General features: G+C 58.8%; 24 protein-coding genes. 16 read left to right on the forward strand and 8 right to left on the reverse strand.

Translation table 11 applies throughout. The annotated features are described in order from the left end of the window. Positions 1 to 22 precede the first annotated feature (22 nt). From K2Q04_RS02405 to K2Q04_RS02440, 8 genes are all read left to right on the forward strand, one after another. Positions 23 to 1,309 carry an MFS transporter gene (locus K2Q04_RS02405; RefSeq protein ID WP_291158728.1) on the forward strand — a complete coding sequence of 429 codons (1,287 nt, stop codon included), beginning with the start codon at positions 23 to 25 and terminating at the stop codon, positions 1,307 to 1,309. 9 nt (positions 1,310 to 1,318) lie between these two features. Further along, positions 1,319 to 2,713 (forward strand): cytosine permease, encoded by a 1,395-nt coding sequence (locus K2Q04_RS02410; RefSeq protein ID WP_291158729.1) that lies wholly within the window; start codon positions 1,319 to 1,321, stop codon positions 2,711 to 2,713. Between the two features lie 406 nt (positions 2,714 to 3,119). Further along, positions 3,120 to 3,374: a hypothetical protein gene (locus tag K2Q04_RS02415; RefSeq protein WP_291158732.1), complete on the forward strand. Its 255-nt coding sequence runs from the start codon at positions 3,120 to 3,122 to the stop codon at positions 3,372 to 3,374. Further along, positions 3,371 to 4,534, forward strand: a complete 1,164-nt coding sequence (locus K2Q04_RS02420) for an extracellular solute-binding protein (RefSeq protein WP_291158735.1) — start codon at positions 3,371 to 3,373, stop codon at positions 4,532 to 4,534. Before K2Q04_RS02415 ends, K2Q04_RS02420 begins: the two co-directional genes overlap by 4 nt. An 8-nt stretch (positions 4,535 to 4,542) precedes the next feature. Then, positions 4,543 to 5,547 (forward strand): ABC transporter ATP-binding protein, encoded by a 1,005-nt coding sequence (locus K2Q04_RS02425; RefSeq protein ID WP_291158738.1) that lies wholly within the window; start codon positions 4,543 to 4,545, stop codon positions 5,545 to 5,547. After that, positions 5,544 to 6,437 carry an ABC transporter permease gene (locus tag K2Q04_RS02430; protein ID WP_291158740.1) on the forward strand — a complete coding sequence of 298 codons (894 nt, stop codon included), beginning with the start codon at positions 5,544 to 5,546 and terminating at the stop codon, positions 6,435 to 6,437. Before K2Q04_RS02425 ends, K2Q04_RS02430 begins: the two co-directional genes overlap by 4 nt. Continuing rightward, a complete protein-coding gene (locus K2Q04_RS02435; RefSeq protein ID WP_291158743.1) occupies positions 6,430 to 7,239 on the forward strand; it encodes an ABC transporter permease in 810 nt (269 codons plus the stop codon). The genes K2Q04_RS02430 and K2Q04_RS02435 overlap by 8 nt, the downstream gene beginning before the upstream one ends. Before the next feature lie 100 nt (positions 7,240 to 7,339). Further along, positions 7,340 to 9,790, forward strand: coding sequence for an FAD-dependent oxidoreductase (locus tag K2Q04_RS02440; RefSeq protein WP_291158745.1), 2,451 nt, complete (start codon positions 7,340 to 7,342; stop codon positions 9,788 to 9,790). Positions 9,791 to 9,796: 6 nt separating this feature from the next. On the opposite strand, the gene K2Q04_RS02445 is transcribed toward K2Q04_RS02440, so the two are convergent. Further along, positions 9,797 to 10,360, reverse strand: a complete 564-nt coding sequence (locus tag K2Q04_RS02445; protein ID WP_291158747.1) for an NAD(P)H oxidoreductase — start codon at positions 10,358 to 10,360, stop codon at positions 9,797 to 9,799. A gap of 136 nt (positions 10,361 to 10,496) precedes the next feature. Beyond that, a complete protein-coding gene (locus K2Q04_RS02450; RefSeq protein ID WP_291158750.1) occupies positions 10,497 to 12,011 on the reverse strand; it encodes an aldehyde dehydrogenase family protein in 1,515 nt (504 codons plus the stop codon). Positions 12,012 to 12,212: 201 nt separating this feature from the next. On the opposite strand from K2Q04_RS02450, the gene K2Q04_RS02455 reads away from it, so the two are divergent. After that, positions 12,213 to 12,824 (forward strand): helix-turn-helix domain-containing protein, encoded by a 612-nt coding sequence (locus K2Q04_RS02455; RefSeq protein WP_291158753.1) that lies wholly within the window; start codon positions 12,213 to 12,215, stop codon positions 12,822 to 12,824. Between the two features lie 18 nt (positions 12,825 to 12,842). On the opposite strand, the gene K2Q04_RS02460 is transcribed toward K2Q04_RS02455, so the two are convergent. After that, positions 12,843 to 13,451, reverse strand: a complete 609-nt coding sequence (locus K2Q04_RS02460) for a cupin domain-containing protein (protein WP_291158756.1) — start codon at positions 13,449 to 13,451, stop codon at positions 12,843 to 12,845. Positions 13,452 to 13,626: 175 nt separating this feature from the next. Between K2Q04_RS02460 and K2Q04_RS02465 the strand changes: the two genes are divergently transcribed. From K2Q04_RS02465 to K2Q04_RS02485, 5 genes are all read left to right on the forward strand, one after another. Then, positions 13,627 to 14,460 (forward strand): AraC family transcriptional regulator, encoded by an 834-nt coding sequence (locus K2Q04_RS02465; RefSeq protein ID WP_291158759.1) that lies wholly within the window; start codon positions 13,627 to 13,629, stop codon positions 14,458 to 14,460. A 91-nt stretch (positions 14,461 to 14,551) separates the two neighbouring features. Further along, positions 14,552 to 15,955 carry an acyl-CoA dehydrogenase family protein gene (locus K2Q04_RS02470; protein ID WP_291158762.1) on the forward strand — a complete coding sequence of 468 codons (1,404 nt, stop codon included), beginning with the start codon at positions 14,552 to 14,554 and terminating at the stop codon, positions 15,953 to 15,955. After that, complete coding sequence (locus tag K2Q04_RS02475; RefSeq protein ID WP_291158765.1) at positions 15,952 to 16,473, forward strand: flavin reductase family protein; 522 nt, start codon at positions 15,952 to 15,954, stop codon at positions 16,471 to 16,473. The genes K2Q04_RS02470 and K2Q04_RS02475 overlap by 4 nt, the downstream gene beginning before the upstream one ends. Before the next feature lie 12 nt (positions 16,474 to 16,485). Further along, positions 16,486 to 17,010: a 2,4'-dihydroxyacetophenone dioxygenase family protein gene (locus K2Q04_RS02480; protein ID WP_291158769.1), complete on the forward strand. Its 525-nt coding sequence runs from the start codon at positions 16,486 to 16,488 to the stop codon at positions 17,008 to 17,010. 185 nt (positions 17,011 to 17,195) lie between these two features. Next, on the forward strand, positions 17,196 to 17,423 hold the full coding sequence (locus K2Q04_RS02485; protein WP_291158772.1) for a hypothetical protein: 228 nt from the start codon (positions 17,196 to 17,198) through the stop codon (positions 17,421 to 17,423). Between the two features lie 69 nt (positions 17,424 to 17,492). Here the strand turns inward: K2Q04_RS02485 and K2Q04_RS02490 are convergent, their stop codons facing one another. The 3 genes from K2Q04_RS02490 to K2Q04_RS02500 all read right to left on the reverse strand — a co-directional run bounded on the left by K2Q04_RS02490 (position 17,493) and on the right by K2Q04_RS02500 (position 20,178). Next, the gene (locus K2Q04_RS02490) at positions 17,493 to 17,693 is read right to left on the reverse strand and encodes a hypothetical protein (RefSeq protein ID WP_291158775.1); all 201 of its coding nucleotides are present in this window, start codon (positions 17,691 to 17,693) and stop codon (positions 17,493 to 17,495) included. A 115-nt stretch (positions 17,694 to 17,808) separates the two neighbouring features. Then, positions 17,809 to 19,062, reverse strand: coding sequence for a M20 family metallo-hydrolase (locus K2Q04_RS02495; protein ID WP_291158778.1), 1,254 nt, complete (start codon positions 19,060 to 19,062; stop codon positions 17,809 to 17,811). A gap of 174 nt (positions 19,063 to 19,236) precedes the next feature. Further along, on the reverse strand, positions 19,237 to 20,178 hold the full coding sequence (locus K2Q04_RS02500; RefSeq protein ID WP_291158781.1) for a glycosyltransferase: 942 nt from the start codon (positions 20,176 to 20,178) through the stop codon (positions 19,237 to 19,239). A 406-nt stretch (positions 20,179 to 20,584) separates the two neighbouring features. Here K2Q04_RS02500 and K2Q04_RS02505 point away from each other — a divergent pair, with 406 nt between their 5' ends. After that, positions 20,585 to 21,373 (forward strand): glycosyltransferase family 2 protein, encoded by a 789-nt coding sequence (locus tag K2Q04_RS02505; protein WP_291158784.1) that lies wholly within the window; start codon positions 20,585 to 20,587, stop codon positions 21,371 to 21,373. A 237-nt stretch (positions 21,374 to 21,610) separates the two neighbouring features. Here K2Q04_RS02505 and K2Q04_RS22160 read toward each other — a convergent pair whose 3' ends face one another. Continuing rightward, positions 21,611 to 22,078: an FUSC family protein gene (locus tag K2Q04_RS22160; RefSeq protein WP_366935733.1), complete on the reverse strand. Its 468-nt coding sequence runs from the start codon at positions 22,076 to 22,078 to the stop codon at positions 21,611 to 21,613. Positions 22,079 to 22,375: 297 nt separating this feature from the next. Here K2Q04_RS22160 and K2Q04_RS02510 point away from each other — a divergent pair, with 297 nt between their 5' ends. Continuing rightward, the gene (locus K2Q04_RS02510) at positions 22,376 to 23,140 is read left to right on the forward strand and encodes a DUF2092 domain-containing protein (protein ID WP_291158787.1); all 765 of its coding nucleotides are present in this window, start codon (positions 22,376 to 22,378) and stop codon (positions 23,138 to 23,140) included. A gap of 93 nt (positions 23,141 to 23,233) precedes the next feature. On the opposite strand, the gene K2Q04_RS02515 is transcribed toward K2Q04_RS02510, so the two are convergent. After that, a complete protein-coding gene (locus K2Q04_RS02515) occupies positions 23,234 to 23,734 on the reverse strand; it encodes an Hsp20/alpha crystallin family protein (protein WP_291158790.1) in 501 nt (166 codons plus the stop codon). Between the last annotated feature and the right edge of the window lie 229 nt (positions 23,735 to 23,963).

Consider the following 23,963-nt stretch of genomic DNA (forward strand, 5'->3'; position numbering starts at 1 on the left):
CCGCATCACGGATCATCATCATATGCCGCCACCGCTCTCCCGTGCGCTCGCCAAAGTGCAGTATCGAATCTTGCCTCTGCTGATCGCGGGTTATTTCACGGCCTACCTGGACAGGGTCAATGTCAGTTTCGCAGCGCTTCAGATGAATGCGGATCTTTCGATCCAGCCTGAAGCGTTCGGATTCATCGCCGGCGTGTTTTTTCTCGGCTATTGCCTCTTCGAGGTTCCGAGCAACATCGTCATGTCGCGGGTAGGCGCGCGAATTTGGCTGGCGCGGATAATGGTTACGTGGGGCCTGTTGTCGGCCTCGACGGCATTCGTCACCGACGTCAAGGTTCTCGCAGTTCTACGTTTCACGCTCGGTGCGGCGGAAGCGGGCTTCTTCCCGGGCGTCATCTACTATCTCACCAACTGGGTTCCGGCGGCGGAACGCGCTCGCGTCGTATCCATCTTCATGATGGCCGTCCCGATATCCACGGTTGTCGGATCGCCGCTCTCTGGCTGGATCCTGGATGCATGGAACGGCGTCCTGGGATTCCGTGGATGGCAATGGCTGTTCGTGCTTGAGGCCGTGCCCGCAATCGTCCTTGGCGTGATCTGCTTCTTCGTTCTTGTGGATACGCCCGCAAAGGCAAAATGGCTGTCCGAAGAAGAGCGCGACGCACTGCTTGCCCGTCTCAAGGCCGATCGTGAAGTGAATATCCCGAGCCACAGTCACTCTATCCGAGGGGCTTTGACGGATCGGCGCGTGCTGGTCCTTGCCGCCTCCTGCTTTGGCACAGGCATAGGACTCTATGGGCTGGGCTTTTGGCTGCCTCAAATCGTCAAGAGCATGTCCTTGACGAATACCGAAACAGGCTTTGTCGTCGCCGTGCCATACCTGATCTCCGCGCTTTTCATGTGGGCATGGGGCCGCCATTCGGATCAGACGGGCGAACGCATTTGGCATATCGCGATCCCGAACTTTGTCGCAGCGGCCGCCTTTGCGTTGTGCGCTTTCGTATCTTCACCGGTTCTGTTGCTCGTCCTGCTGACCATCGCATCCGCTTGCACACTGTCGATTTTCCCGGTCTTCTGGACCGTACCGGCGGCGATCCTCACAGGGCCCGCGGCCGCAGCCGGGATCGCACTTATCAATTCCGTCGCAAACAGCAGTGGTTTTTTCGGCCCGTATCTGGTTGGCTTCGCCAAGCAGCAGGGCGCATCTTCGCAGTATGCCATCGCGCTGCTGGCTGTCTTCATGCTGGCAGGTGCTGTGCTGGTGCTCTCGATGGACTTTGGAATCAAGAAAATCGCGAAGAAATCGTAAGGGGGGAAAATGAGTTCGACGCAGGACAGCGTAGCCGAATCCGGCTGGCCGCTGACGGTCAAAGACCGGACGTGGACGACGAGACAGTTGACCGTCGTCCTGCTTGTGACCGCCTGCGGGAACTGGTCTTATCTCATTGGCCAATACGTCGCCTTCTATCTCGATTTCAAAATGGGTGTCTCGGCGTTGATCGCAGGATCGATGATCGGGATGTTGATGCTCACGCTTGCCGTCGTGCCGATGTCGACGAAATACGGCATCGACTCGATCGCAGCGTCGAAGCCGCAGTTCGGCAATCGCGGCTGGTTGATCACCGTCTTCCTGCAATATGCGTCGATCATCGGCTGGAATACCCTGCTGCTCGTATTCTTTGGAAAAGCCGTTGCTCAAGCTCTGATCACGCTGGGATTGGCCGATCCGGAAAGCTCCCTCACGATCGTCAGAATTGTATCGGGGGTGACGTGTATCGTCGTCTATCTAGTGCTGCTTCGCGGGCTCAAGGGTCTTGAAGCCGCCTCCAACGTGCTCTTCTTCGTCGTCGTGGGCATCGGCATTTGGATGCTCTATCAGCTGCTCTCCTCGAACGCGGAAGCTCTGGCCGTCGCAAAGCCGTCGATGGCGTCGCCAAGCTTGGCCTGGAATTACGTCACGGGCGTCGAAATCAGCATCGTTTCGCTTCTTGGGTTCTGGGCATACTTCGGCACGATCGTCCGTGAATCGCCGTCTCCGTCGAAGTCTGTGTTGCCGTCCATGCTGGCGATGGGATTGTCGCTGCCATTGCTGAGCATTGTCGGGCTCGCAGCGATGCTGGTGCTGCAGGTGCCGGACCCGACCGCGTGGCTCGTGTCTCTCGGCGGCCCGCTCTATGGCCTCATTGCGTTGCTGCTGATCATGGCCGCCAATCTTGGGCCATCGCTCGCCGGTGTCTATTCGACCGCCATAGGCCTGCGCCGCGTGCCGGCCCTCGGAGATGCGCGCTGGGGCACGCTCATTCTCTTTTCGATCGTGCCGGTCGCGGCAGTCGGCATTCTCATCCCCGAAGAGTTCTTCTCGAACTTCGGCACGTTCTTGGCGTTCATCGGCGTCTTCTTTGCGCCGCTATGCGCGATCCAAATCGCCGATACCTTTTTGCTGCGGCGCAATTCGCTTAACGTCCGTGGGATCTATCAAGATGGACCGGGCACGCCTTACGAATTCTGGGGCGGCTTCAATCCGGCCGCTCTGCTCGCGATGGCGGCAGGTTTCGCAACCTATCTCTATCTTCTGAATCCTGTCTCCTACGAGAGCAGGTGGCCTTACGAATATACCACCGCTTCGCTACCGGCCGCTCTCATCGCCGGGATCGTGTTCGTCGCCGTGACGCGTCTCCTCGTCATGCGCATGAGGAAAGGCGACTACAAGTAAGCCTCGAACTGTCGAGCTGGACCGCGCGCCCCGAGCTGGCGGCGCGCGGATAACCTCGCGCGCCCGCACCATTGCGCAATATTTCGAGAGACGCTTCGCGTCGTCGCGCTCAGGATGCGTATGGAAATCGGATGGCGACGCGGGGCGGGTATCCGAGCGCCCACTGTAAAAAGAAAGCCCATAAGAGCGGAAGGGGGTCGTTGACTTAGATCAATTTGCGAAATACGGTCGTCTAAGTCTTCTGAAATACGCATTACGGTTTGCTGCTGCTTGCCTGATGCGCAACCTGCCTCGAATTTGGACAAACATCCAAATCGAGGCGCCATTCGACGGACGTGAGACGCAACGCGCGTTGAACGGACTAATTGAACTGTCTTCAATGTCGGCCGAGCGCCGCGGGGGCACGATGCATTCTTGGAATGCCGAAGTGGCGATCGGGCCGCGCAATGCGCCGGCCGTGGCTTTTTCAAAAGCCCGGGCCATTCGCCTTCTTCGCTCCGCCGAACGCGCGCTGTCTCATCGGCGCGCCGGGCTTCGTCATCAGGCCGATCTGCGCGCCGCCCCGACGAGACTTTCTCCAGTCATCGAACTCGGGCGAAACGCGATCCCGCCTGACCTACTTCGCAACAGCACCAGCAGCCATCGGGAGTTTCTGAAATGAATGACGGTGAAGGTAAGACCAACAAGAAGACTCTGTCTCGCCGCCAGATACTGCAGACGGGCAGTGTCCTAGCCGGCGCCGCGCTTTTGCCGATGCCCGCAATTATCGGGCGCGCTTACGCACTCGACGCCAAGGACGCTTTCAAGGGCGAAGAGTTGACGGTTTGCGCCTGGTCCGGTGGTTACCTGGACTCATTCAAGACCGCGATTTCCGATCCGTTCAACGCCAAGTACGGCACGAAGGTTTCGCTCGTCGGTGGCTGGGATCAGATGGTCGCGCAGATGAAGGCGGCGCCGGCAGGCAAGCCTCCGTTCGATATCACCATCTCTGAGGAATACACCACGCTCGGGGCGCTCGCCGAAGACCTCTACGCGAAGACCGACAGGTCCAAGCTTCCTCAGCTTTCCGAAGTGCAGCCGTTCTACCTCACGGCACGGCCGGAAGCCGCTCGCGACTACGGCGTGCCGTTGGGCCTCGGCTTCCTGCTCCCGATGATGAACACGGCGCTCACGACCGACAAGCCGCTCAGCTGGTCGACGATGTGGGACAAGGATCTCGAAGGCAAGCTCGCGCTCGACGCCGGCGCCTACTGGTGGCTGATCGCAATCTCGGCTCTGTGGGGCGCCAAGGTCGACTTCAACACCTTCTATGACTGGAAGCCCGGCATGGCGTCCGATCCCATCTTCGATGCGGTCGAACGGCTGCGACCCGCCAAGTACTACAAGGATGGCGCTGAACTCTCGTTCCTCATGCTGCAGGAGCAGGCGTCGTTTGCGGAGATATATTCGGCCGATGCTCTCGGTCTCATGCAGAACGGCGGCCCGACGTACAAGACCGGTATTCCGACGGACGGCACCGTCGCTTACGGCGACTGGTACATCAAGGTTAAAGGCACGCAGCACGATGCGCTTGCAGACGCCTTCCTCGGCTATTTGCTTGAAAAAGAGACGCAGGATCGTTTCATTCAAGTGCAGATGTCGGTGATGTCGCGTAAGGACGTGAAGGTTCCGACCTTCTGGAACAACTATCCTGTAACGAACGAAGACCTGGTGAAAAACGTGCGCTTGATGACGATGCAGGGCCTGGAGCGGTTGTTGCCGAACTTCGACGCAATGGGCGAGCGCTTCCAACAAGCAGTGCTTAAGACTTCGAAGGGCTAAGACTGAATATGGTTTGCGCCCTTCGGTTGGAACGTGTCGTCAGGCGTTATGGAAATCACGCCGCAGTCGATGAAATCGATCTCTCGGTCGAGAAGGGTGAGTTTCTCACTCTTCTCGGCCCGAGCGGCTGCGGGAAGACGACCACACTCCGTCTCATAGGCGGGATGGATCGTCCTGACGGCGGCATCATCGAAATCATGGGGCGCAGAGTCGATCGCCTGCCGAGTCACAAGCGCGATACCGCCACCGTCTTTCAATCCGGAGCGTTGTTTCCTCACCTCACGGTGGCGGAAAACGTCGCTTACGGATTGAAGATGCGCGGCGTATCGAAGGGCGATATCGCCCCGCGCGTGAAGCGCATCCTCGATGTCGTGAGGATGGAGAGTTTTAGCCAGCGCTATCCGGCAGAGATGTCGGGCGGCCAGCGCCAACGCGTGGCGCTGGCGCGCGCCATGGTCGTCGAACCAAGCATATTGCTTTTTGACGAGCCGATGAGCGCGCTCGATCTGAAACTGAAGCTCGAGCTGCGCTCTGAGATCCGCCGCCTTCATGAAGAGCTGGGCTATACGGCTGTCTTCGTGACGCACGATCAGAGCGAGGCAATGGCGCTCTCCGATCGCATCGCAGTCATGAACAAGGGCAAAATCGAGCAGATCGGTTCGCCCATCGAAATATTCGAAAGACCCGCGAGCGAATTCGTCTACGCCTTCGTCGGCGAGTCCTGTTCGCTGCGGCTGCCGCCCGCTCTCGGCGGAACTGGCCCGGATGTGGCAGCCGGAAAAGTCTTCATCCGTCCGACGAGCCTCGGATTGGTCAACGGAGCCGGCGCCGAAAACGAGGTCCTGGCGCGCATCACATCGGTCGAGTACCTCGGCGGCATATATCGAATCCATGCCGAGACGGATCGCGGCAATCTTTTCTTCGATAGCCCGGCAGCTCCGGCCGTCGGCCCCGACCACATGGTCAAGGTTGGCTGGAAGACAGCCGACGCAACCTATTTTCCGAACTCATGACTGTCGAGGCTGACATCGTGCCGAGCCGCTCAAAGGTCTCGGCAGCACTGCCGAGCATCCCATGGCTGATGCTGCCGACGCTGGTGTTTATCGTCTTCGCTTTCGGCTGGCCGCTGCTCTATCTGCTGCGCATGAGTTTCAACATACATCCCGCGCAAGGGATCTATGTCGAGGCATGGTCGCTGCAGAACTATCTGGTCGTGATGACCGAGCCCAACATGCTCGCCATGATCGGCAGAACGATCTACATCTCGTTGGTTACCGCTACTGTCACCGTCGTCGCCGCATTTTTCTTCGCGCAATTCGTTTGGCTGCGCGAAGGGCGCAATAAGGTTATGCTGCTCGCCATAGCCATCGCGCCGATGTTGATCTCCGAGGTCTCTGTCATCATCGGATGGCGGATGTTCTTTCCTTCGAACGGTCTTCTTTCCTACGCGCTGATCTCGACCGGGCTCAGCGATCAGAAGGTCAACCTCCTCGGCACACAGATCGCGGCGATCGTCGGCCTATCCTACATCTCGATTTCATATTGCTTCTTCTCGATCTTGAGCGTTCTGAACGGGATCGATCGCAATCTTCTGACCGCCAGCGGCGACCTTGGCGCATCGCCACTACGAACCTTCTTCACGGTCCTCCTGCCCCTCTCAAAAGGCGGCATCGCAGCAGCGTTCACGCAGGCGTTCGTCTTCACGATGGGCATCTACGCGACCACGAACGCGCTCGGACCGGATTCGCTCTGGACGATGCCCTACGAAATCCAACTTCAGATGCTGACGCGCCGCAACTGGCCGATGGCCGCCGCGATTTCCGTCGTGTTGATTGCGATCATCGCTGCGACGGCGCTCGTGGCGCAATGGCTCCGGCATAGAAAGGCATCGAGCCATGCTTGAGGACCGCGCCTTCGGATATCTCCATCGCGCTTTTGCGGCGATCTTCATTCTGTACGTGCTGGTTCCGCTCGGCATCACAGCAGTCATGGCGTTCAGCGACGACAACGTCATCCGCTTTCCGATCCGCGGCTTTTCCGGACGCTGGTTTGCCCAGTTCTTCAACGACGCACAGTGGATCAACGCCGCCTGGAACTCACTCCACATCGCGGTTTTGACCGCTTTCATGTCGATGATCCTGGCGCTGCCGGCGTCTTACGCACTGGCGAATGGCAAAAAAGCCCGGCCTGTCTTGCAAACGCTTTTGATCTTACCTCTCTTTGTACCAGGCGTCGTGCTCGGCATATCGGTGGCGATGGCTCTCGGCTCGGTCAGTCTGTTCGGATACGATCTGTTCGGCTCCAAATTCCTCGTCGCTTGCGCACACACGCTTTGGGCGCTTCCGTTGGCGATCACGGTTCTCGTGCCGACGTTCGAAACGCTCGACAAGAGTTTGATGGAGGCGGCTGGCGATCTCGGCGCGCCGCCGCTCAAGGCGTTCTTCAACGTCATCATGCCCGTCGCGATGACCGGCATCGTCTCGGCAGGCCTGTTTGCATTCATCACGTCACTGAATGAATTCATCATGGCGCTGTTCTTGACGACGCGCGAAACGCAGACATTGCCGGTTATGCTTTGGCTGTCGCTCCGCTCGAGCGCGACACCTCAGATCGCGGTCGCGTCGTTCGTATTGGCGGCTTCGGTGTTCACGGCCGTTGGTCTCGCCTACGTCTGGTACGGACTTTCACGCCGCGGCAAAAAATAAAATACGTCAAGAAAAATCACATATGTGAAAATTTCGATTGAAAATTTCACGATGACAGATGAAGATCTGCGGAGGGAAAATCAGTCGATAGGTAGGTTTTATGTCGTCGTTCCGGAATCGCGTCGAGGTTCTGATTGTCGGGGGCGGCGTAGCCGGCGTCTCGATTGCCTATCACTTGGCGAAGCTCGGCATCACCGATGTCATGCTTTGCGAACGCAAGCAGCTGACGTGCGGCACGACCTGGCACGCAGCCGGCCTCGTCACCCAGCTCCGCGCCACGCGCAACATGACGGAGCTGGCGAAATACACGGGCGAACTCTTCGCCAGCCTCGAATCCGAAACAGGCCAGGCAACCGGCTTCCGTCAGAACGGTGCGCTCCGCGCGGCGAAAACGGAAGGCCGTTTCGAAGAGTTGAAGCGCGGCGCCTCGATGGCGAGAAATTTCGGTCTGCCCGTTGAGGTCTTGCGGCCGGAAGAACTCAAGGAGCGCTGGTCGCCATTGAACACAGACGGCCTCGTCGGTGGCCTTTGGGCGCCGAAAGACGGGCAGGTCAATCCCGTCGACGTGACGATCGCGATGGCGAAGGGTGCGCGCAAAGCCGGCGCAACGATCCTCGAGAACGTTCGCGTCGAACGCATCCTCATCGAAGGCGGCCGCGCCGTTGGCGCGATCACCGATCAGGGCGAAGTTCGCGCTGATAAGGTCGTCATCTCCGGCGGAATGTGGTCGCGCGATCTCGCCGCGCTGAGCGGTGTATCGCTTCCGCTCCACGCCGCCGAGCATTTCTACATCGTCACCGAACAGCTGCCGAACCTGCCGCGCGATCTACCCGTTCTCTTCGTCACCGACGAGGAGGCCTATTACAAAGAGGACGCTGGCAAGATCTTGCTCGGCTGCTTCGAGAAGAATGCCAAGCCGTGGGGACATGAAGGCATTTCGCCCGACTTCTGCTTCGACTCTCTGCCCGAGGACTTCGAGCATTTCGAGCCGATATTGGAAAGGGCGATGAACCGCGTACCGATGCTCGCGGATGCAGGCATTCAGCTTTTCTTCTGCGGTCCCGAGAGCTTCACGCCCGATGACCGGTATCTGCTTGGCGAAACGCCGGAGGTCGAGAATCTCTTCTGCGCATGCGGCTTCAATTCCATCGGCATTCTGTCGTCCGGCGGCGTCGGCAAGGCATTGTCGCAATGGATCCGCGACGGCCGTCCGCCGGTCGAGCTGACGGACGTCGACGTTCGCCGCATGATGCCGTTCCAGTCGAACAGCAAATATCTTTATGACCGGACGACCGAAACGCTCGGCCTGCTTTTCGATATGCACTGGCCCTACCGGCAGTTCGAAACGGCGCGCAACGTCCGCCGCAGCCCGTTCCACGACAGGCTGATCGCGCAAGGCGCGTTCATGACCGAGGCCGCAGGCTTCGAACGTCCCGGCTTCTTCGGTGCACCGGGAACGAAGCCCGAAATCGAATACAGCTACGGACGCCAGAACTGGTTCAACCTGGCAGCGGAAGAGTGCCGGGCGACGCGCGACGCAGTCGCCTTGTTCGACCACAGCTGCTTCACAAAATTCGCAGTCGACGGCCGTGACGCCTGTGCCGCGCTCAATCGCATTTGCGCCAACGATATCGACGTTCCAGTCGGCCGTCTCGTCTATACGCAGTGGCTGAACGAGCACGGCGGCATCGAGGCGGACGTCACCGTCACGCGCCTCTCTGAAACGTCCTTCATGGTTGTCTCGATTGCAGTATCGCAGGTTCGCGATTTTGCGTGGCTGACGCGGCACCTGCCGAAAGACGCGCACGTTTTCGCGCGCGACATCTCTTCCGGACTGCCGATGCTGGCGCTGATGGGCCCGAAGTCGCGCGAGCTTCTAAGCTCCATCTCGAATGCGGACCTCTCGAACGCCGCATTTCCGTTCGGCACCAGCCGCGAAATCGAGATCGGATACGCCAAGGCGCGCGTGAACCGCGTGACCTTCGTCGGCGAGCTCGGCTTCGAGATTCTGATGCCGGCCGAATTCGCCCAGCACATCTTCGATGTTCTTGTCGAAGCAGGAAAAGCCTTTGGCCTGAAGCAGGCCGGCTATTTCGCGATGAATTCGCTGCGCATGGAGAAAGGCTACCGGCACTGGGGCCACGACATCGGCGAAGACGACACCCCGCTCGAAGGCGGGCTCGGGTTCGCTGTCGCCTGGGACAAGAAGGGTGGCTTCATCGGCCGCGAGGCGCTCCTGAAGCAGCGCGACAGCGGTCCGCTGAAAAGACGGTTGGTGCAAATCCAACTCGAAGGCGATGACGCGCCGTTGCTCTATCACGAGGAGCCGATCTGGCGGGACGGCAAGGTGATCGGTTCGATCACGTCTGGCGGCTACGGCCACCGTATCGGCGCGTCGCTCGGCATGGGCTACGTGCGCTGCGAAGAGGGCGTCGACGCTGCGTGGCTCGCCGCTGCACCGCTCGAAGTCGAAGTCGCGTGGAAGCGCTATCCGGCACGCGCGCAGCTTGCGCCCTGGTACGACCCGAAGAGCGAACGCATCAAAAGCTGAGCGGGTTTAGAATTCAGAACCTAGTCGCCGCGCGGCCGCGAGAATGTTCTCCGGCCCCGGCGGTCCTTCAATTGCGTCGAACAGAATTTCGAGCCGCGTCTCGGCAATCCCGCAATAACCTAGGATGCCGACTTCGAGCTGCGTGCGCATCGCGTCGTCATAGCCGCGTTTTGCGTAGGTCTCTGCTGAACTTCCCGCGATGGCGAGCATCCAGGCGCGCGACTGCGGATATTTCTTATCGCCGTAAGCCCAACCGTTATTCCAAACGCGGTCGATCCAGCCCTTGAGAAGGGCCGGCATCGACCACCACCATACCGGAAAGATCATCACGGTCGCGTCGTTACGTTCAATTCGCGCCATCTCGCTTTGAACCGCAGCCGAATAGACCTTGTTGGAATCAGCCCAGTCGGGTTCATCGGGTTCACGTAGTACGGGGTCGAATGATTCGGCCGTGAGATCGGCAACTTCGATTTCGTGTCCGTTCTTCTTTGCAGCTTCGGCGAAAGCCTTGGCAACGGCATAGGTGAGCGAGTCGGAGCGCGGATGCGCAGTGACGAGAAGAATTTTCATCCGTGCAAAATCCTCGGTGAAGCGAAGGGAAAGACTGCGGGGGCCCCGGGACCGGGCCGTCACCATCCATAACATGGCAACGCCTGGCCGCATGAAGCCCCCGCTCCGTTAGCAAGAAAGAAAAGCGGTCGCGATATTACGACTTCGCCGGCTCGAAGCTTTCCGCCTTGGAATACGGGAACCACCAGAAGTCCTGGTTCGAAGCTTTCGGATCGATCATCACGAACTTGGTATTCTGGAATTGCGCAAGGCCCTCCGGTCCAAGCTGACGGCCGCTTCCTGAAAGCTTCCGTCCGCCGAAGGGCAGGGCGTCATTGTCGAGTAGAGGCGCGTTGACCCAGAGGATGCCGGATTCGATTTCGCGCACTGCGCGGAAGGCTTCATCCATATCGAGCGAATAGAGATTAGCGCCGAGCCCGAACCGAGAGCGATTGGCGAGCGTGATGGCTTCGTCGAAACTCTTCACCTTGCAGATCGGCGCGACGGGACCGAACGGCTCTTCGTTGAGAATCTCCATATCGGGAGTGACGCCGGACAGAACGGTCGGCTCGACGAACCAGCCGCGGTTGAGCGCTGCGGGACGTCCGCCGCCCGTTTCCACCTTGGCGCCCTGTTGGCGCGCGCGCGCGATCAGCCCTTCGAAACGATCGCGCTGACGGCTGGTCGCGAGCGGGCCGAGATCGACGGCGCCGAGACCGTTGCCGATGCGAAGCTTGCGCGCCTCGGCGACAAGCCCTTCGACGAAGGCGTCGTGAATGTCTTCATGAACGTAGAACCGCTCAGCCGACGTGCAGACCTGACCGCAATTGAGATACGCGGCGAAGGCGGCGCCTCTGACGGCCATGTCGAGCGGCGCTGACGGCATGACGATAAACGGATCGTTGCCGGAAGCTTCGATGAGGCTCGGTTTGAAACTCTCCGCGCACGTCCGCGCCACGGCCTGACCGACAGCAACGGAACCAGTATAGGCAACGCCATGCGTCTTCGGGCTCGCGATGAGGCGCTGGCCGACGCGCGCGCCGCCTGTCACGACCTGCAGCAACCCAGCCGGCAGACCCGCGAAAACTTCCATGAATTTGAGCGTGGTCAGGCTTGTCTGTTCATGCGGCTTGATGATGACGGAGTTTCCGCCCGCCAGCGCCGCCGCGGCTTCCCAGCACAACAGAACGAGCGGATAGTTGAACGGCAGGATGATGACGATCGTGCCGAGCGGCTCCTTCACGCTGAAATGAAACTGCCCGGGAACCGTAGCGCCAGCGAGGCGTCCGGTCTCGTGCCGTGCGAGTTCGGCGTAATAATCGATTGCGGTCGCGCACCACGAAACCTCGTCCGTGGATTCTTTGAAGGGCTTGCCTTCTTCGCGCGTCAGGCATTCGGCGAACGGGCGGCTGCCTTGACGAAGCGCCGACGCAATGTCGTGCAGAATGACGGCGCGGCTTCGCGCGTCCATCGCCATCCAAACGCCGCGCGCGTCATTCGCGACGTCGATGGCGTGGTCGACTTCGTCGTCGGGACAGTCGGCGATCGACCCGAGCTTATCCTCCGTCGCCGGATCGATGACGTCGAAACGTTCGCTCGCTCGGCTGGCAACATATTTGCCCCCGACGTAGATCTTGCCGGACAGGAATGCGAAATCGTCCAGAGCCGCCATTGGTCTCTACTCCGTTGCTGAGTTCAGAGCCTCAGTGTATAAATTTATCGAACATAGCGCCATAAAAATATGATCGCCGTCGCGCTTCGCGATGTCGATCTGGAGCGTTGACGACCCGGCATCCAAACGTGATGACGTGGGTTACGCGCAAGCGCTGGAGCGTATTTGCGAAACACCGACATTCGCGTGGATGGGAAGACGATGGCTGAGCGAAAAAAAGCGGTAGTTGCGGTCACCGCGAAGGCTCGCGCACGCGCGGAGGCAAGCGAGCTTGCGGTTGGGTCCCGTCTCAAGCAGGTGCGCGAAGCAGCAGGCCTTTCGCAACGCGAACTCGCCAAGCGAGCGGGCGTCACCAACGCGACCGTATCGACAATAGAGCAGGAAACCCACGCACCATCACTTGCGTCGCTTCATCGTCTGCTGACGGCGATACCGATCTCACTCGCGGATTTCTTCGCATTGCCGGTGTCGCAGAAAAACGCACTTTTTTACAATGCGGAGGATCTCGCCGTCGTCTCCCGCGGCGCCGCCGATCTTCGCGTTCTCGGCGGTGAGCGCCGGGACAAGAGGCTTCAAATGTTCATTGAGCGCTATAAGCCAGGCGCCGGCACTGGCGACGATCCCATTATTTACGACGGCGAAACCGCGGTCCTGGTCATCGAAGGGACGATCGAAGTCGAAGTCGGCGGCGAGACGTACCGCCTGCGCAAAGGTGGTGGTTATCAGCTTTTCGGGCGCGTGCCCTATTGGTTGCGCAACGTCGGCAAGACCGAAGCGGTTGTGGCCTGCGCGTGCACGCCACCCATCTTCTGAGCGCCAATGTTTTGAGAGTCAGTAGGACGGCGGTGTGATTGCCCAGACGACGACGGTCTCTACGCTGCCCGGATTGCGGTAGCGATGAGGCGTTGTCGAAGGAAAGCTGAAGCTATCGCCTTCTCGCAGCATGAACGATTGTTCGCCGATCCACAGTTCGAGCGACCCGGCGAGGATCAGCCCGGCCTCTTCGCCATTATGCGTATAGGGCGTTCCGGCCTCCGTTGATCCGGGCGGAAATCGCGACATCAGCAACTCAAGCTGCCCGCGCAGATTGGGCGACAGCAGCTCGTCGGTTATCCCCGACGAAAAGCGCAGCGTACGCCTGTTGCCCGCGCGCACGATATAGTCGCGCTCGTCCGGGTCTCCACCCTCTGCGTTGTGCAGAAACCATCCGATGGTGACGCCAAGCGCCTTGGCAATATCATGCAACGTCTTGATGCCGGGAGAAGCAATTCCACGCTCGATCTCACTCAGATGCCCGATCGACAACGAAGTCGCGAGGGAAAGCTCCTTTATCGTCAGCCGTTTGGCTTTTCGGAGGTCGCGAATTTCCGCACCAACGCGCGTCGGCGTCAGATCTTCGTCCTCCGAAGCCGTCGCCGCCTTCTCAATTGACGCCGGCATTTGCGTTCCCCCAGGCCTTTGATTAGTCACGCCTAAAATTTCAACTTGTCAGGCGAAATTTGCAAGGCATAATTTCGCAATGATGAATTTGCCCGATAGCTCTGCGCCCCCGCGTGATGGCCATCCCGATATTTTGTCGGCGAAAGCGTGGATAGGCAAACTCGGCGGAAGCCCAGTGAGGCCTCAGAGCTTCGCGGCCTCGCCGGTTCTGGCAATCGGTCATTTCCGCTTCGACGGCTTGGCGGAAGAAGTCGAATGTCCGAAGCTCCCTTTTCATTACGTCTCGGTTGCGCTCGGTGGACCGTTGGTCATCGAAGCGTGCCTCGGCGGGGAAAAGGTCAAAGGACGTGTTCTGCCCGGTCAATCCCTGATCATGGCAGCGGAGCGCAGCAACGTGTGGCGCTGGGACCGGCCGACGGAAGAAGCGCACGTATTCCTGCACGCTGATTTTCTCGACAGGATTGCGGCTGAGGCCGGCAACGGCCGCGCAGACATCTCCGATCGCCTCGCGTTCACGGACACGCCGCTTCGTCATACGATCCTGGCGCTCACCGAAGAAATGCAGCGTCCCGCAAGCATTTCGCCGCTTTTCTTCGATATGGCCGCCGATGTCATCGCGCGCCGCATCCTGTTCCGCCATTGCCAGAAAGATGGAAAGCCAGGCGCGAGCACGGCTGGCGCGTTGACGGCGCGTCAACTGCGCCGCGTGCTGTCGCTCGTCGAGGATCGCCTCTCGGAAGATATCTCGCTCGACGACCTGGCGGGAGCTGCAGGGTTAAGCCGCTTCCACTTCGTACGAGCGTTCAAGACGGCCGTCGGAACGCCGCCCCACCGCTGGCTCGTCGGGCTGCGTATCGAACGCGCCAAGGAATTGCTCCTGAGCCGCACCACGACCATCATCGACGTCGCCTCGCTGGTCGGATTCGAAAGCCAGAGCCATTTCGGCCAGGTTTTCCTTAGCCACGTCGGCATGCCTCCCCGTGAATGGCGCCGCCGCGCCCTTTCCTGAGCAAAATTCGCAATATTCCGAGAGACCGGCGCCTCTTCTCCCGCCCATCATCCCCCCGCAAGGGCGAGGTGGCCGCTCGCGGGAGATGAGCATGACGACAATGTGGGGCGATAGCGCCTATTACGGACTGGATGCAGAGTTCAATCCGGACTGGTTTTTAACTGCAGAGCAAAAACAGCTTCGCCGTGAGCTGATCGAGGTTTGCCACAAGGTCCTGCGGCCGAACGCGATCGAGTGCGATAAGACGAGCGCTTATCCGCGCGCAAACATCGAAGCGCTAGCCAAGCTGCGGCTTCTGGCTGCCATCGTGCCAAAGGAAATGGGCGGCCGAGGCGAAAATCATGTCGGGATCACGATGATCGCCGAGACGATCGCAAGGTATGGCTGTCCGTCCACCGCGCTGATCTACATGATGCATATGGTGGCCGTCGCCGGGCTCGTCTATCGCGCCAAAGGCAACACCGAGATCGAGAGCCTGCTGTCGCGGATCGACAGCGAATGCCTCATCGGCACCGCGTCATACACCGACCCCGAAACCGGCGGACATTTCTGGTACCCCAAAATGTCGGGTGCGAAACGCGTCGAAGACGGCTGGCACGTGCACAAGAAAGCCGCCTGGACGACGTCGTCCGGCTACGCCGACTGGTATATCTCTCAGACGACGAGCCCGGACTTCGACGGCAACTACGGCAACCTTTCCGTATTCCTCTTTTACAAGAATGAAGTGCAGGGTTCCGCCGGCAAGTGGGACGCGATGGGCATGCACGGCAACCAGTCCGGCCCAGTCGAGATCGACACGGTCGTTCCGCTGAACCGCATCGTCGGCTGGCCGGGCGATGGAGCGATGTCCAACGACGAGGCGATCGATCCGCTCGCGATGCTCATGTATGCGGGCTCGTATAACGGCGTCGGGCTCGCCTGTATCGACGTTGCCAAAAGACACGTGACACGCAAGGCCCATGTGCAATATGGCCGCCGCGTCGCCGACTATCCGACGATTCAGGACGTGTTCGGCCGTGCGATCATGGATGCCCAAGCCTCGCGCTTGTATGCCTACTCCGTCGCAAAGGCTTTGGACGACGCGACAGACGGCGGCCGCTGGGACATTTACTACGAAGACCCAAAAGCGATGCCGCGCTCCGAATACGCGTTATGGTGCTTCAAGGCGAAATTTCTTTCGACGCGGTTCGCATTCGAAGTCTCAGACAAGATGCTCCAGGCCTGCGGCGGCCGAGGCTATATGCGCGACCTCGAGCTCGAGCGTCTCGTGCGCGACTCGAAGGCCGGTTGGATCATGGCGCCGTCCAACGAAGTCACCGCGCAACTCATCGGCAAATGGGGCCTGTTCGGGGCCGAAGCGATCGACTGGTGGAATCAGAAGGTCGACGAGCCCGTTCTGATGACTGAGCTGGGCAAGCTCGACGACGCAGGCAAAGAGCGGATCATCGCGAAGTTGAATTCCGAGCTTCAAGCCAGGAAGGTCGCCGCAGAATGATGGCTGCAGACGATTGGATCTCGCCCGACGACCCGTTGAACCTGCGCAAGGCCCTCAGCTGCTTTGCAACGGGCATCACGATCATCACGGGAACGACGGAAGAAGGTGCGCGCTTCGGATTGACGGCATCATCGTTCCAGCCTGTCAGCCTGACGCCGCCGCTCGTCCTCTACAGCGTCCGCAAAGGCGCGGCCAGCGTCGGTCTTGTGAAGGGCAGCGGATCGTTCTGCGTGAACGTCCTTCGTCACGAGCACGTCGAACTCGCGAAGCGTTTCGCGGCTCCGATCGCAGATCGCTTCGACGGCGTCGAATGGTATCGCGGATCATTGGGCTGCCCCGTGCTGCCGGATGCCATCGCAACATTCGAGTGCCGCCTGTGGACCACATACGATGGCGGCGATCACGAAATCGTTGTCGGCGAAGTTGTGAAAATGCGGCGCGCTCCGGAGGGCAACCCCTTGGTCTTCTTCCGCGGCGAGTTCCATCCGATCGTTGCCGACACTCCACGCGTTTCCTGAGAGGTTCTGCTGATGACACTTATCGCGCCGGTTAAATCTGAACACGTCACCTTCGACCCTCCTCAGCTGGCTCATCTTGGAATGATCCCGGAGCTGGTTGTGCTGCCCGTGAAGGACGAGCGCATTTGGGTGCTCCTGGAGCCGAACGTCTGGTTCCGACCGCTGTTTTTCGACATGAACTCCGGCGCACACGGCGAAGTGCTGCGTGTCAAAAAGGGCGGCGTTCTCTCGCGCCACCGTCACCCGTCGCCCGTGCACGGTTTCGTCCTGAAGGGCAGCTGGCGGTATCTCGAGCATACATGGCGCGCGACCGAAGGCTCCTACGTTATGGAGCCGCCCGGCGAAACGCACACGCTGACATGCGACAGCGGCGATGAAATGCAGACCTTGTTCTTCATCCAGGGCGCGACGCTCTACATCGACGAGAAGGATAAAGTCACGCTTGTCGAAGACAACTTCCAACTCATCGAAGCTTGCCGCAAGCACTACGAAGAGGTTGGCCTCGGAGCCGATTTCGTCAACCAGTTCATTCGCTAGCCACGCTTAATTCCTCAAAAAGACGACGCAAAACCTGCCCGTGATGGCGACGTCACGGGCTTTTTCGCGAATTGTCCCATGTAGGCCGGCGCAGGCGTCGATGAGAGGCATTGCGGCGGTTCCAAACGGGAACAAAGCGCCACGATCAGTCATTTCCCTGACGATAGCTGTTAGGGAGAGTTTCGATGGCTTCTCAACCAGATGTGACCGCGACGGTCCGCAGCGCCACGAGCGTCGCTAAGCAAAATATCGATCAAACTGCCGATTTCGCCGTCTCGGCATTTGACGATCTCCAAAGCGTCGGCGCCGAATTCAAGCGCGCGATCAATAAATCGATGAAAAATGAGCCCTATACGACGCTCGCCATGGCGGCGGCAGCGGGCTTCGTTCTCGGCGCCCTGTGGCGAGCCTGATCGCTCTTCGGCCGCCGGTCGTGAAAGGTCGATCGACCCCGTGAGTGGCCTCCGGGGTCGATCTTGCCGCTATTTCTTCTTGCGCGAATCTTCGCACTTGCCGCCCTTCCAGTACTTGAAGGCGCCCTTGCAGTCTTTCTTCTTGTCTTTTTTCGCCTTGTGATGATGCGCAGCTTTGTGCGGCTTGGCCTTTGCGAAGGCGTCCGTCGTTGCCAAGCCGGTTCCAAAGAAGCTGAAAGCAGCCAGAGCGAGCGCTGTCGTGAATTTCATGAGTAGTCCCCCAAAGAAAGCCGACCGGTGATGATCGGTTAGGGGTCGCTTATCCCAAGTCTGTGACAAGTGAGTGTAACGAAACGCCCGTCCCGACAAGGCACCGGGCTCTCGATCATTTTCGCGTTTCGCTCGCCAGTATCTCATCGTATGCGAGCACCGCATCGAGCAGCACCTGCGCGCCCGCGGCACACTCGTCCATGCTTGTCGATTCCGCCTCATTGTGACTGAGGCCGCCTTCGCACGGCACGAAGATCATCGTCGTCGGGGCGACGCGGGCGATGTATGCCGCGTCATGGCCTGCGCCCGACACCATATCGCGCATTGCGAAGCTCGACTTGCCGGCCGCGTGGCGTACGCAATCGATCAACTCCGGCGCGAACTTTACCGCCGGCGACGACCAGATCCGCTTTTCCTCGTAGCTCAACTGCAGAGGAGGGAGGTTGGCTTTAAGAGCCGCACGCAACTCCGCTTCCATGATGTCAAGGGCTTCCTCGTCGGGATGGCGCAGGTCGATGGTGAAGAAGACTTCGCCTGGCACGACGTTGCGGCTGTTGGGCTTGTTTTCAATGAGGCCCACAGTTGCGACGCCCGGCTGATGCTTCTGGCCGATCGCGTCCACGGCATCGATTATGCGGGCCGCGCCGACAAGCGCGTTCTTCCGCAGGTACATTGGCGTAGCACCGGTATGGGCATCGACGCCTTTGACCGTTACCTCGTACCAGCGCATGCCCTGCACGCCGGTGACAACGCCGATCATCTTCTGCTCGTTTTCGAGGATCGGTCCCTGCTCGATGTGAAGCTCGAACATGGCCGAGAATGTGTGGTCGCCTACCTTCATCGGGCCGCGATATCCGATGCGTTCAAGCTCTTCGAGAAAGGTGACGCCGTCCCGATCGGTCTGCTGGTAGATGTATTCCGCCGGAAACGCTCCCGCGAAGACGCCGGATGCCATCATGGCCGGGGGAAATCGCGAACCTTCCTCGTTCGTCCAATTGACGATCTCGATCGGTGCGTTCGTCTCATAATCCTGTTCGTGGAGCGTGCGCATCACCTCGAGCCCGCCAAGCACGCCGAGAATGCCGTCGAACTTGCCGCCGGTCGGCTGAGTATCGAGATGCGAACCCATGGCAATCGGCGGCAGGTCGTTGTTGCGGCCGGGCCGCACGGCAAACATATTGCCAACCTCGTCGACACGAACCGTGCAGCCAAGCGCTTCGCACTGGGCTTTGAACCAGTCGCGGACCTTCTGGTCCTCATCCGAGAGAGCGAGACGGCGGATGCCGCCTCTGCCGGTGCCGCCGAACTTGGCGGTCTCCATCAAACTGTCCCACAGGCGTCGTGAATTGATGCTGAGATTGGTTCGCATGGCATTCCCGCAATTGGCGCTGCACACTAACCGCAAATCGGCCTGAAGCAATTGAGAAAAATGCTTCGATTTTGAGCACGGAGGTTTAGTGCGAAGCAGCCGATGCACTCAGAGCGCGAGGTAAAGGGGTGATCGGCGAAGCCGGCCTAGCTTAGCCGCCGGTACGCGGCGTGCTCACGCGCCATCGACACGTTGGTAATAGGTCGATGTTCTTCCGAAAAAGCCCGAGAGGTTTCCCCACGCCTTGGTGACGCTGATCATGCCCTTCAGCATTGTTTTTTCGCCCGCAAACCTCCGCAACGGCCAGAGACACGCGCCGGCGAGCATCAATAAGATACCGATGAAGATCCGCCTCACGCCATGCGGCAAGCGCTTGGCTGCGGTTTTCGGATAGCCGTCGCGCATGATGTCGAGAAATACAGCCGCCGCTGCGACCATGTATGTGCGCTGCAAAATGCGCCTGAGCGTCAGCCGGGAGGCTGGTACGGTTTCGATAACCATCGCCTCCGCGACGAATACGATGCGTGCGCCTTTCGCATGCGCGCGCCTGAAGAAATCAACGTCCTCGGCGCCGAATGTAAGACGATCGTCGAAGCGTAAGCCCAGCCCATCGCGTTCAACAATGCGGGAATTGAATAGGACGTTGTTCGTATAAGCGTCCCGCCGGAATTCACCTGTCACCCGTCGTGATTGCGGAATCGGCTTCCACCAGTGGGGCGGCTCGCTATCGGTCACCTGCGTTACCGGGCCGGTCGCAACGTCTGCGCCGAATCGGGTGCACCCGTCGAACAGCCGAAGCAGCCAATCCGGCGGCGCGTATTCGTCATCGTCGAGCATCGCGATCCAATCGCAATTCCCGGCGATTGCGACCTCAATCGCGCGATTTCGCGCGTGCGGGATGCCGATTTTTGGTTCGAAATAATAAGTTATGGGAATTGCGTGCGAACTGCGAAATTGATCGACGACGCTTTGCGACCGTTGCTCGTGATCGTTTTCCACGACGACGATGGAAAGGGAGGAACCATTCGGGACTGAAAGCTGGCTCAAGCTCTCCAGCGCGCGGCTAAGCATTTGGAGCCGCTTGGAGGTGCATACTGTAACTGTGAAACGCGCCATTTACAGTATCGTATCAGCTGTTTTCGCTCGCCTGCCCCAATTGCGGGAACAGTTTTTGATTGGTCGTACTGGGTGAGCATGATCGATCCTTTCGCAGGTATCTACAGAAGTTCGCGGGGTGAGCATAAAATTCCGTGGATAGCTTTTCGCATTACGTCATCGGCTATCCCTTTTGGGACAACATCGTTTCAAACTCGAATGTGACACCGAGCAATAGCGGCGCGCCGCGTTTGTTCAGGCGTGGACATCCGATCTTGAATTTTGAAATGAGATCTCGACGCGAATAACTTCTGAGGTGGACGTGCTTGGCTCGGTTCGACGATCTGGGGTTCTTCAGCGCCTTTCCGAAGAATGGACCTTCAGAACCTCCCTTGCTCAAACGCCGGTCCGAAAACCCAAAACCGAAATGGAGTTCCGCGAATCTCTCCTGGTGCTTCGCCGCCTGTTCGACAATGACGTTCGCCGCGATGCCGTCTTGGAGCGCCTGCGCCGGTTGCTTGCTCAAGATATCCGTTGGGTGATCGCTCACAGCGGCGGGGGCTCGCTGCGTCCGCTGCTCGACGATATCTTTGCGATCGTGAACGGTTGCGACATCGAAGAAATTGTTGCGGTGTTTCCACTTGGCTTGGTCGATGAGTGGGCTTCGCGGCAGCCGGCGAATGGAGCGAAGAGACGCCGCCTCGCAGATGCGAGCACCCAGCGTGCAGAAAGCGCGGATAGGGAAGATACGTCTCTACTGGCTGCAAATTTATCGAGGCGCGCTGCCGAACGGGCGCGTTGGATCGAACACGCCTTTGCGGCAAGTGGCGTCTCGGCCGGTCTCAATCCGGTCGACGCGCAAATTCCATTCGAATTTCGCACGTCCGGGAAATTCGAAGGCGGTCCGCTGGTGACTGTACTGATTAGCGCCTTCAATTCGGCATCGAGCATCCGTCGCGCGACGAAATCAATCTTGAATCAGACTTGGCGCAACGTGGAGGTCATTATCACGGACGACGCAAGCACCGACGAAACAGGCTCTTTGATCGCGGCATTGGCGCAGGAAGATCAGAGAGTAAAAATTCGCCGCAACGATCGGAACGTTGGCCCATATATATCACGCAATGCGGCCCTTTCGGTTGCAACGGGGGAGTTCATCACATGCCACGACGCGGATGACATCGCTCATCCCGAAAAATTGACGCTTCAGATGTAGGCGATTACCGCTGGCGGGAATTCCGCATCCAATATTTCCAGATGGATCCGGATGGAGTGCAGTGGGCGCGTGATGCCGACCAGTATTACGAGTTTCGTTCAAGAGAATTATTCCTCCCTACTCATTCGCAGGGAAGTATTCGATGCGATCGGCTATTGGGATAGCGTGCGGACGTCAGGCGATAGTGAGTATCGCGAGAGACTCAAACGAAGATTTGGAACGCATGCGGAGCAACAATTAGGTGAAATTCTTTCCATAGGACAATTCGCCAGTACGACGCTGACCGGTAGTCCCGAGACGGAGGTGTCGTGGTTGAAATTCTCGTCGCCTCGCGTGCGATATCGCGAAGCATATAAGGCATGGCACAACACGGAAGCTTGAATCGCGCGCTGCTAGTATCCCAAGAACGCCAATGGAAACGACTAAGCCGCTCGCCGTGCCGAACACGGTCGACGGAGTCATCATGGCAACCAAAAAGCCGGCCAACGCACCGACGATCGTGCCGATAAAGCGATCGGCGCCGGCTCTGAGTGATGCGCCGACCCGGGGCTGCCCCATGATGACAATGGCCGTTACGACGGCCCAAAAACCTTGGGGGAGGGCGAAAAAATCCGCGACGCCGTATGCGAGCCCGCCAGCGACTGCTGTGCGTAGGCCGGCTTTCCAGACATCAGGACTGGGAACAGGCATCTTTGGGAAATGCATGTTCCCTCCGAGCGGGCGCAGAACCAACACTAGTTAATGCTGCACCCTTAGCGGCGTTCCGGCCCGCGCATCAGCTTTCGTCCGGCGCCTGAGATGGAAAGAACGCATGCAGATTAATAGTGAAGCGCTAATTTCACATCGTATTGACGACAAGCTCAGAAGTTTGCGGAAGAAAATCAAAATCTAAACGATGTTAATGCGCATCTGCCATTCTTGAATAGTCAGAACACTTGTGCTGAATTCGTCATTGGCGCAAATATAAAGCAAAAATAAATATGAGAATTGGGGCGTCGTTCCATGTTTAATCGCGTAGTCGTTTTTGTCCTGTTTTGCTTATTTGTATCCCCCGCCTGCGCGCAAACGGCGATGGAGGCGGAGAACGACGTTCCAGCAGCTCAGGGTGGTGCCTCAACGCTTCCTCCGGCACTCAAGGACCTTCGCGCTCATGTCGATGCCGAACAGACGATGGACTTTAAAACTTCGTTCCATACCTCCAGCAACGTCCTGAACATCCAATCGGAAGGGTCGGCACACTTTCTGGTCCGGAAGCCCAATCAATTTCGGATCGAGGTTTCGACTCATAACGCGTCGTATGAATACGTCTCCGATGGTACGGTGTTGACGATTTATAACATTGCTCAGAAGTCGTATGCGCAGGTCGCGGCCCGCGCGAATGTACAGGGAAACATGTCCTTGATTGCGGGTCTCATGGGATTTCAGGCGCGTATCTTCGATTTCTTTGCAGCACTCGATCAAGCGTCAGACGGACTAAGTTCTGTTCAGATTACCCCCAAGGGCGCGGGAACCGTCGGCGGACGCGAATGCGATCGCTTCATTGTGACATCGATGGTCGAGAAATGGGATGTGTCGTTAGAGATGCCGGCACCTCATCTCCCATGCAAGCTCGTTAGTGGCGACGTGGACGATCCATCCGCGACGTTGCAGGTCAACGAATTCACCTGGGAAAAGGCACCAAGTTTAACCGCGGATACTTTTGTATTCTCGCCACCGCCAGGATCCAAGAAGACCGACGTTGGCAGTGTATTGGCGTCTCCGGAATAGACACGCACTTTGCCTGACAGAAAAGCCCTGCCGAAATTCGGCAGGGATTTTGGTGTTCATGCTCGCGCTGCGCTCATATGCTGACGTGACTTACTAAGCGCGGCTAGATGGCTTTCCGTTTTTGCCCTCTTTCACTTCGATTTTCTTGGCTTCGATGTTGGCTGGCTTCGGAATGGTAATCTTCAGCACGCCATCTGACATCGTCGCATTGATCTTCGATGAATCGACGCCAGCCGGTAGTTCGATTGTTCGAAGAAACGTTCCGTAGGCGCGTTCGCTGACATAGACATTCTTGTCGTCGCGATGGGATTCCATCTTCTTCTCGCCGCGGATCGTCAGCACGTTGTCTTCGAGTGACATGTCGACATCGCCGCGTTCTAGTCCGGGCATCTCGACGGTAATATCGATTTCCTTATTGTTTTCGGCAACGTCGATGTTTGGCAGCAGATGCATCATTTTCTGCTGGGCGGCGATGCCCTGCGAAAAATCCTCGAACAAGCGATCGATCTCGCGGTGCAAAGGGCCAAAGAGAACGGCGCCTGAGCGAGTTATGTCATTGCGCAGTGTCGAGGGAACTTGATGTCTCAGTTTCATGACGAGATCCTTTCGTGGTTTGGATCCAAGGGTGTGCGGCTTGGCGGCCGGGCCACGATGCGCTCGCCCCTTCGTTCGCCGCGTCGCGCGTACTTACACCTCGGCTCAAACTGATCGAGCGTTCTTCACGGCATTGATTGGCGTACCGTCGTTCGGCAGCCTGTCGCAGAATGCCGGGGCATTTAAGCGAGGGGTCAGTGTTAGCCAAGCATCTTTATGTTCTCTGAAC

The sequence above is a fragment of the Hyphomicrobium sp. genome (assembly GCF_019753045.1).
Lineage (GTDB): Bacteria > Pseudomonadota > Alphaproteobacteria > Rhizobiales > Hyphomicrobiaceae > Hyphomicrobium_B.

Excerpts from the sequence above, each read along its gene's own strand:
- K2Q04_RS02495 (WP_291158778.1), bottom strand. The coding sequence starts at position 19,062 with ATGCGAACCAATCTCAGCATCAATTCACGACGCCTGTGGGACAGTTTG.
- K2Q04_RS02405 (WP_291158728.1), top strand. The coding sequence starts at position 23 with ATGCCGCCACCGCTCTCCCGTGCGCTCGCCAAAGTGCAGTATCGAATC.
- K2Q04_RS02420 (WP_291158735.1), top strand. The coding sequence starts at position 3,371 with ATGAATGACGGTGAAGGTAAGACCAACAAGAAGACTCTGTCTCGCCGC.
- K2Q04_RS02475 (WP_291158765.1), top strand. The coding sequence starts at position 15,952 with ATGATGGCTGCAGACGATTGGATCTCGCCCGACGACCCGTTGAACCTG.
- K2Q04_RS02435 (WP_291158743.1), top strand. The coding sequence starts at position 6,430 with ATGCTTGAGGACCGCGCCTTCGGATATCTCCATCGCGCTTTTGCGGCG.
- K2Q04_RS02460 (WP_291158756.1), bottom strand. The coding sequence starts at position 13,451 with ATGCCGGCGTCAATTGAGAAGGCGGCGACGGCTTCGGAGGACGAAGAT.
- K2Q04_RS02410 (WP_291158729.1), top strand. The coding sequence starts at position 1,319 with ATGAGTTCGACGCAGGACAGCGTAGCCGAATCCGGCTGGCCGCTGACG.
- K2Q04_RS22160 (WP_366935733.1), bottom strand. The coding sequence starts at position 22,078 with ATGCATTTCCCAAAGATGCCTGTTCCCAGTCCTGATGTCTGGAAAGCC.
- K2Q04_RS02515 (WP_291158790.1), bottom strand. The coding sequence starts at position 23,734 with ATGAAACTGAGACATCAAGTTCCCTCGACACTGCGCAATGACATAACT.
- K2Q04_RS02440 (WP_291158745.1), top strand. The coding sequence starts at position 7,340 with ATGTCGTCGTTCCGGAATCGCGTCGAGGTTCTGATTGTCGGGGGCGGC.
- K2Q04_RS02445 (WP_291158747.1), bottom strand. The coding sequence starts at position 10,360 with ATGAAAATTCTTCTCGTCACTGCGCATCCGCGCTCCGACTCGCTCACC.
- K2Q04_RS02505 (WP_291158784.1), top strand. The coding sequence starts at position 20,585 with ATGGAGTTCCGCGAATCTCTCCTGGTGCTTCGCCGCCTGTTCGACAAT.
- K2Q04_RS02485 (WP_291158772.1), top strand. The coding sequence starts at position 17,196 with ATGGCTTCTCAACCAGATGTGACCGCGACGGTCCGCAGCGCCACGAGC.
- K2Q04_RS02510 (WP_291158787.1), top strand. The coding sequence starts at position 22,376 with ATGTTTAATCGCGTAGTCGTTTTTGTCCTGTTTTGCTTATTTGTATCC.
- K2Q04_RS02425 (WP_291158738.1), top strand. The coding sequence starts at position 4,543 with ATGGTTTGCGCCCTTCGGTTGGAACGTGTCGTCAGGCGTTATGGAAAT.
- K2Q04_RS02430 (WP_291158740.1), top strand. The coding sequence starts at position 5,544 with ATGACTGTCGAGGCTGACATCGTGCCGAGCCGCTCAAAGGTCTCGGCA.
- K2Q04_RS02450 (WP_291158750.1), bottom strand. The coding sequence starts at position 12,011 with ATGGCGGCTCTGGACGATTTCGCATTCCTGTCCGGCAAGATCTACGTC.
- K2Q04_RS02415 (WP_291158732.1), top strand. The coding sequence starts at position 3,120 with ATGCATTCTTGGAATGCCGAAGTGGCGATCGGGCCGCGCAATGCGCCG.
- K2Q04_RS02470 (WP_291158762.1), top strand. The coding sequence starts at position 14,552 with ATGACGACAATGTGGGGCGATAGCGCCTATTACGGACTGGATGCAGAG.
- K2Q04_RS02480 (WP_291158769.1), top strand. The coding sequence starts at position 16,486 with ATGACACTTATCGCGCCGGTTAAATCTGAACACGTCACCTTCGACCCT.
- K2Q04_RS02500 (WP_291158781.1), bottom strand. The coding sequence starts at position 20,178 with ATGGCGCGTTTCACAGTTACAGTATGCACCTCCAAGCGGCTCCAAATG.
- K2Q04_RS02455 (WP_291158753.1), top strand. The coding sequence starts at position 12,213 with ATGGCTGAGCGAAAAAAAGCGGTAGTTGCGGTCACCGCGAAGGCTCGC.
- K2Q04_RS02490 (WP_291158775.1), bottom strand. The coding sequence starts at position 17,693 with ATGAAATTCACGACAGCGCTCGCTCTGGCTGCTTTCAGCTTCTTTGGA.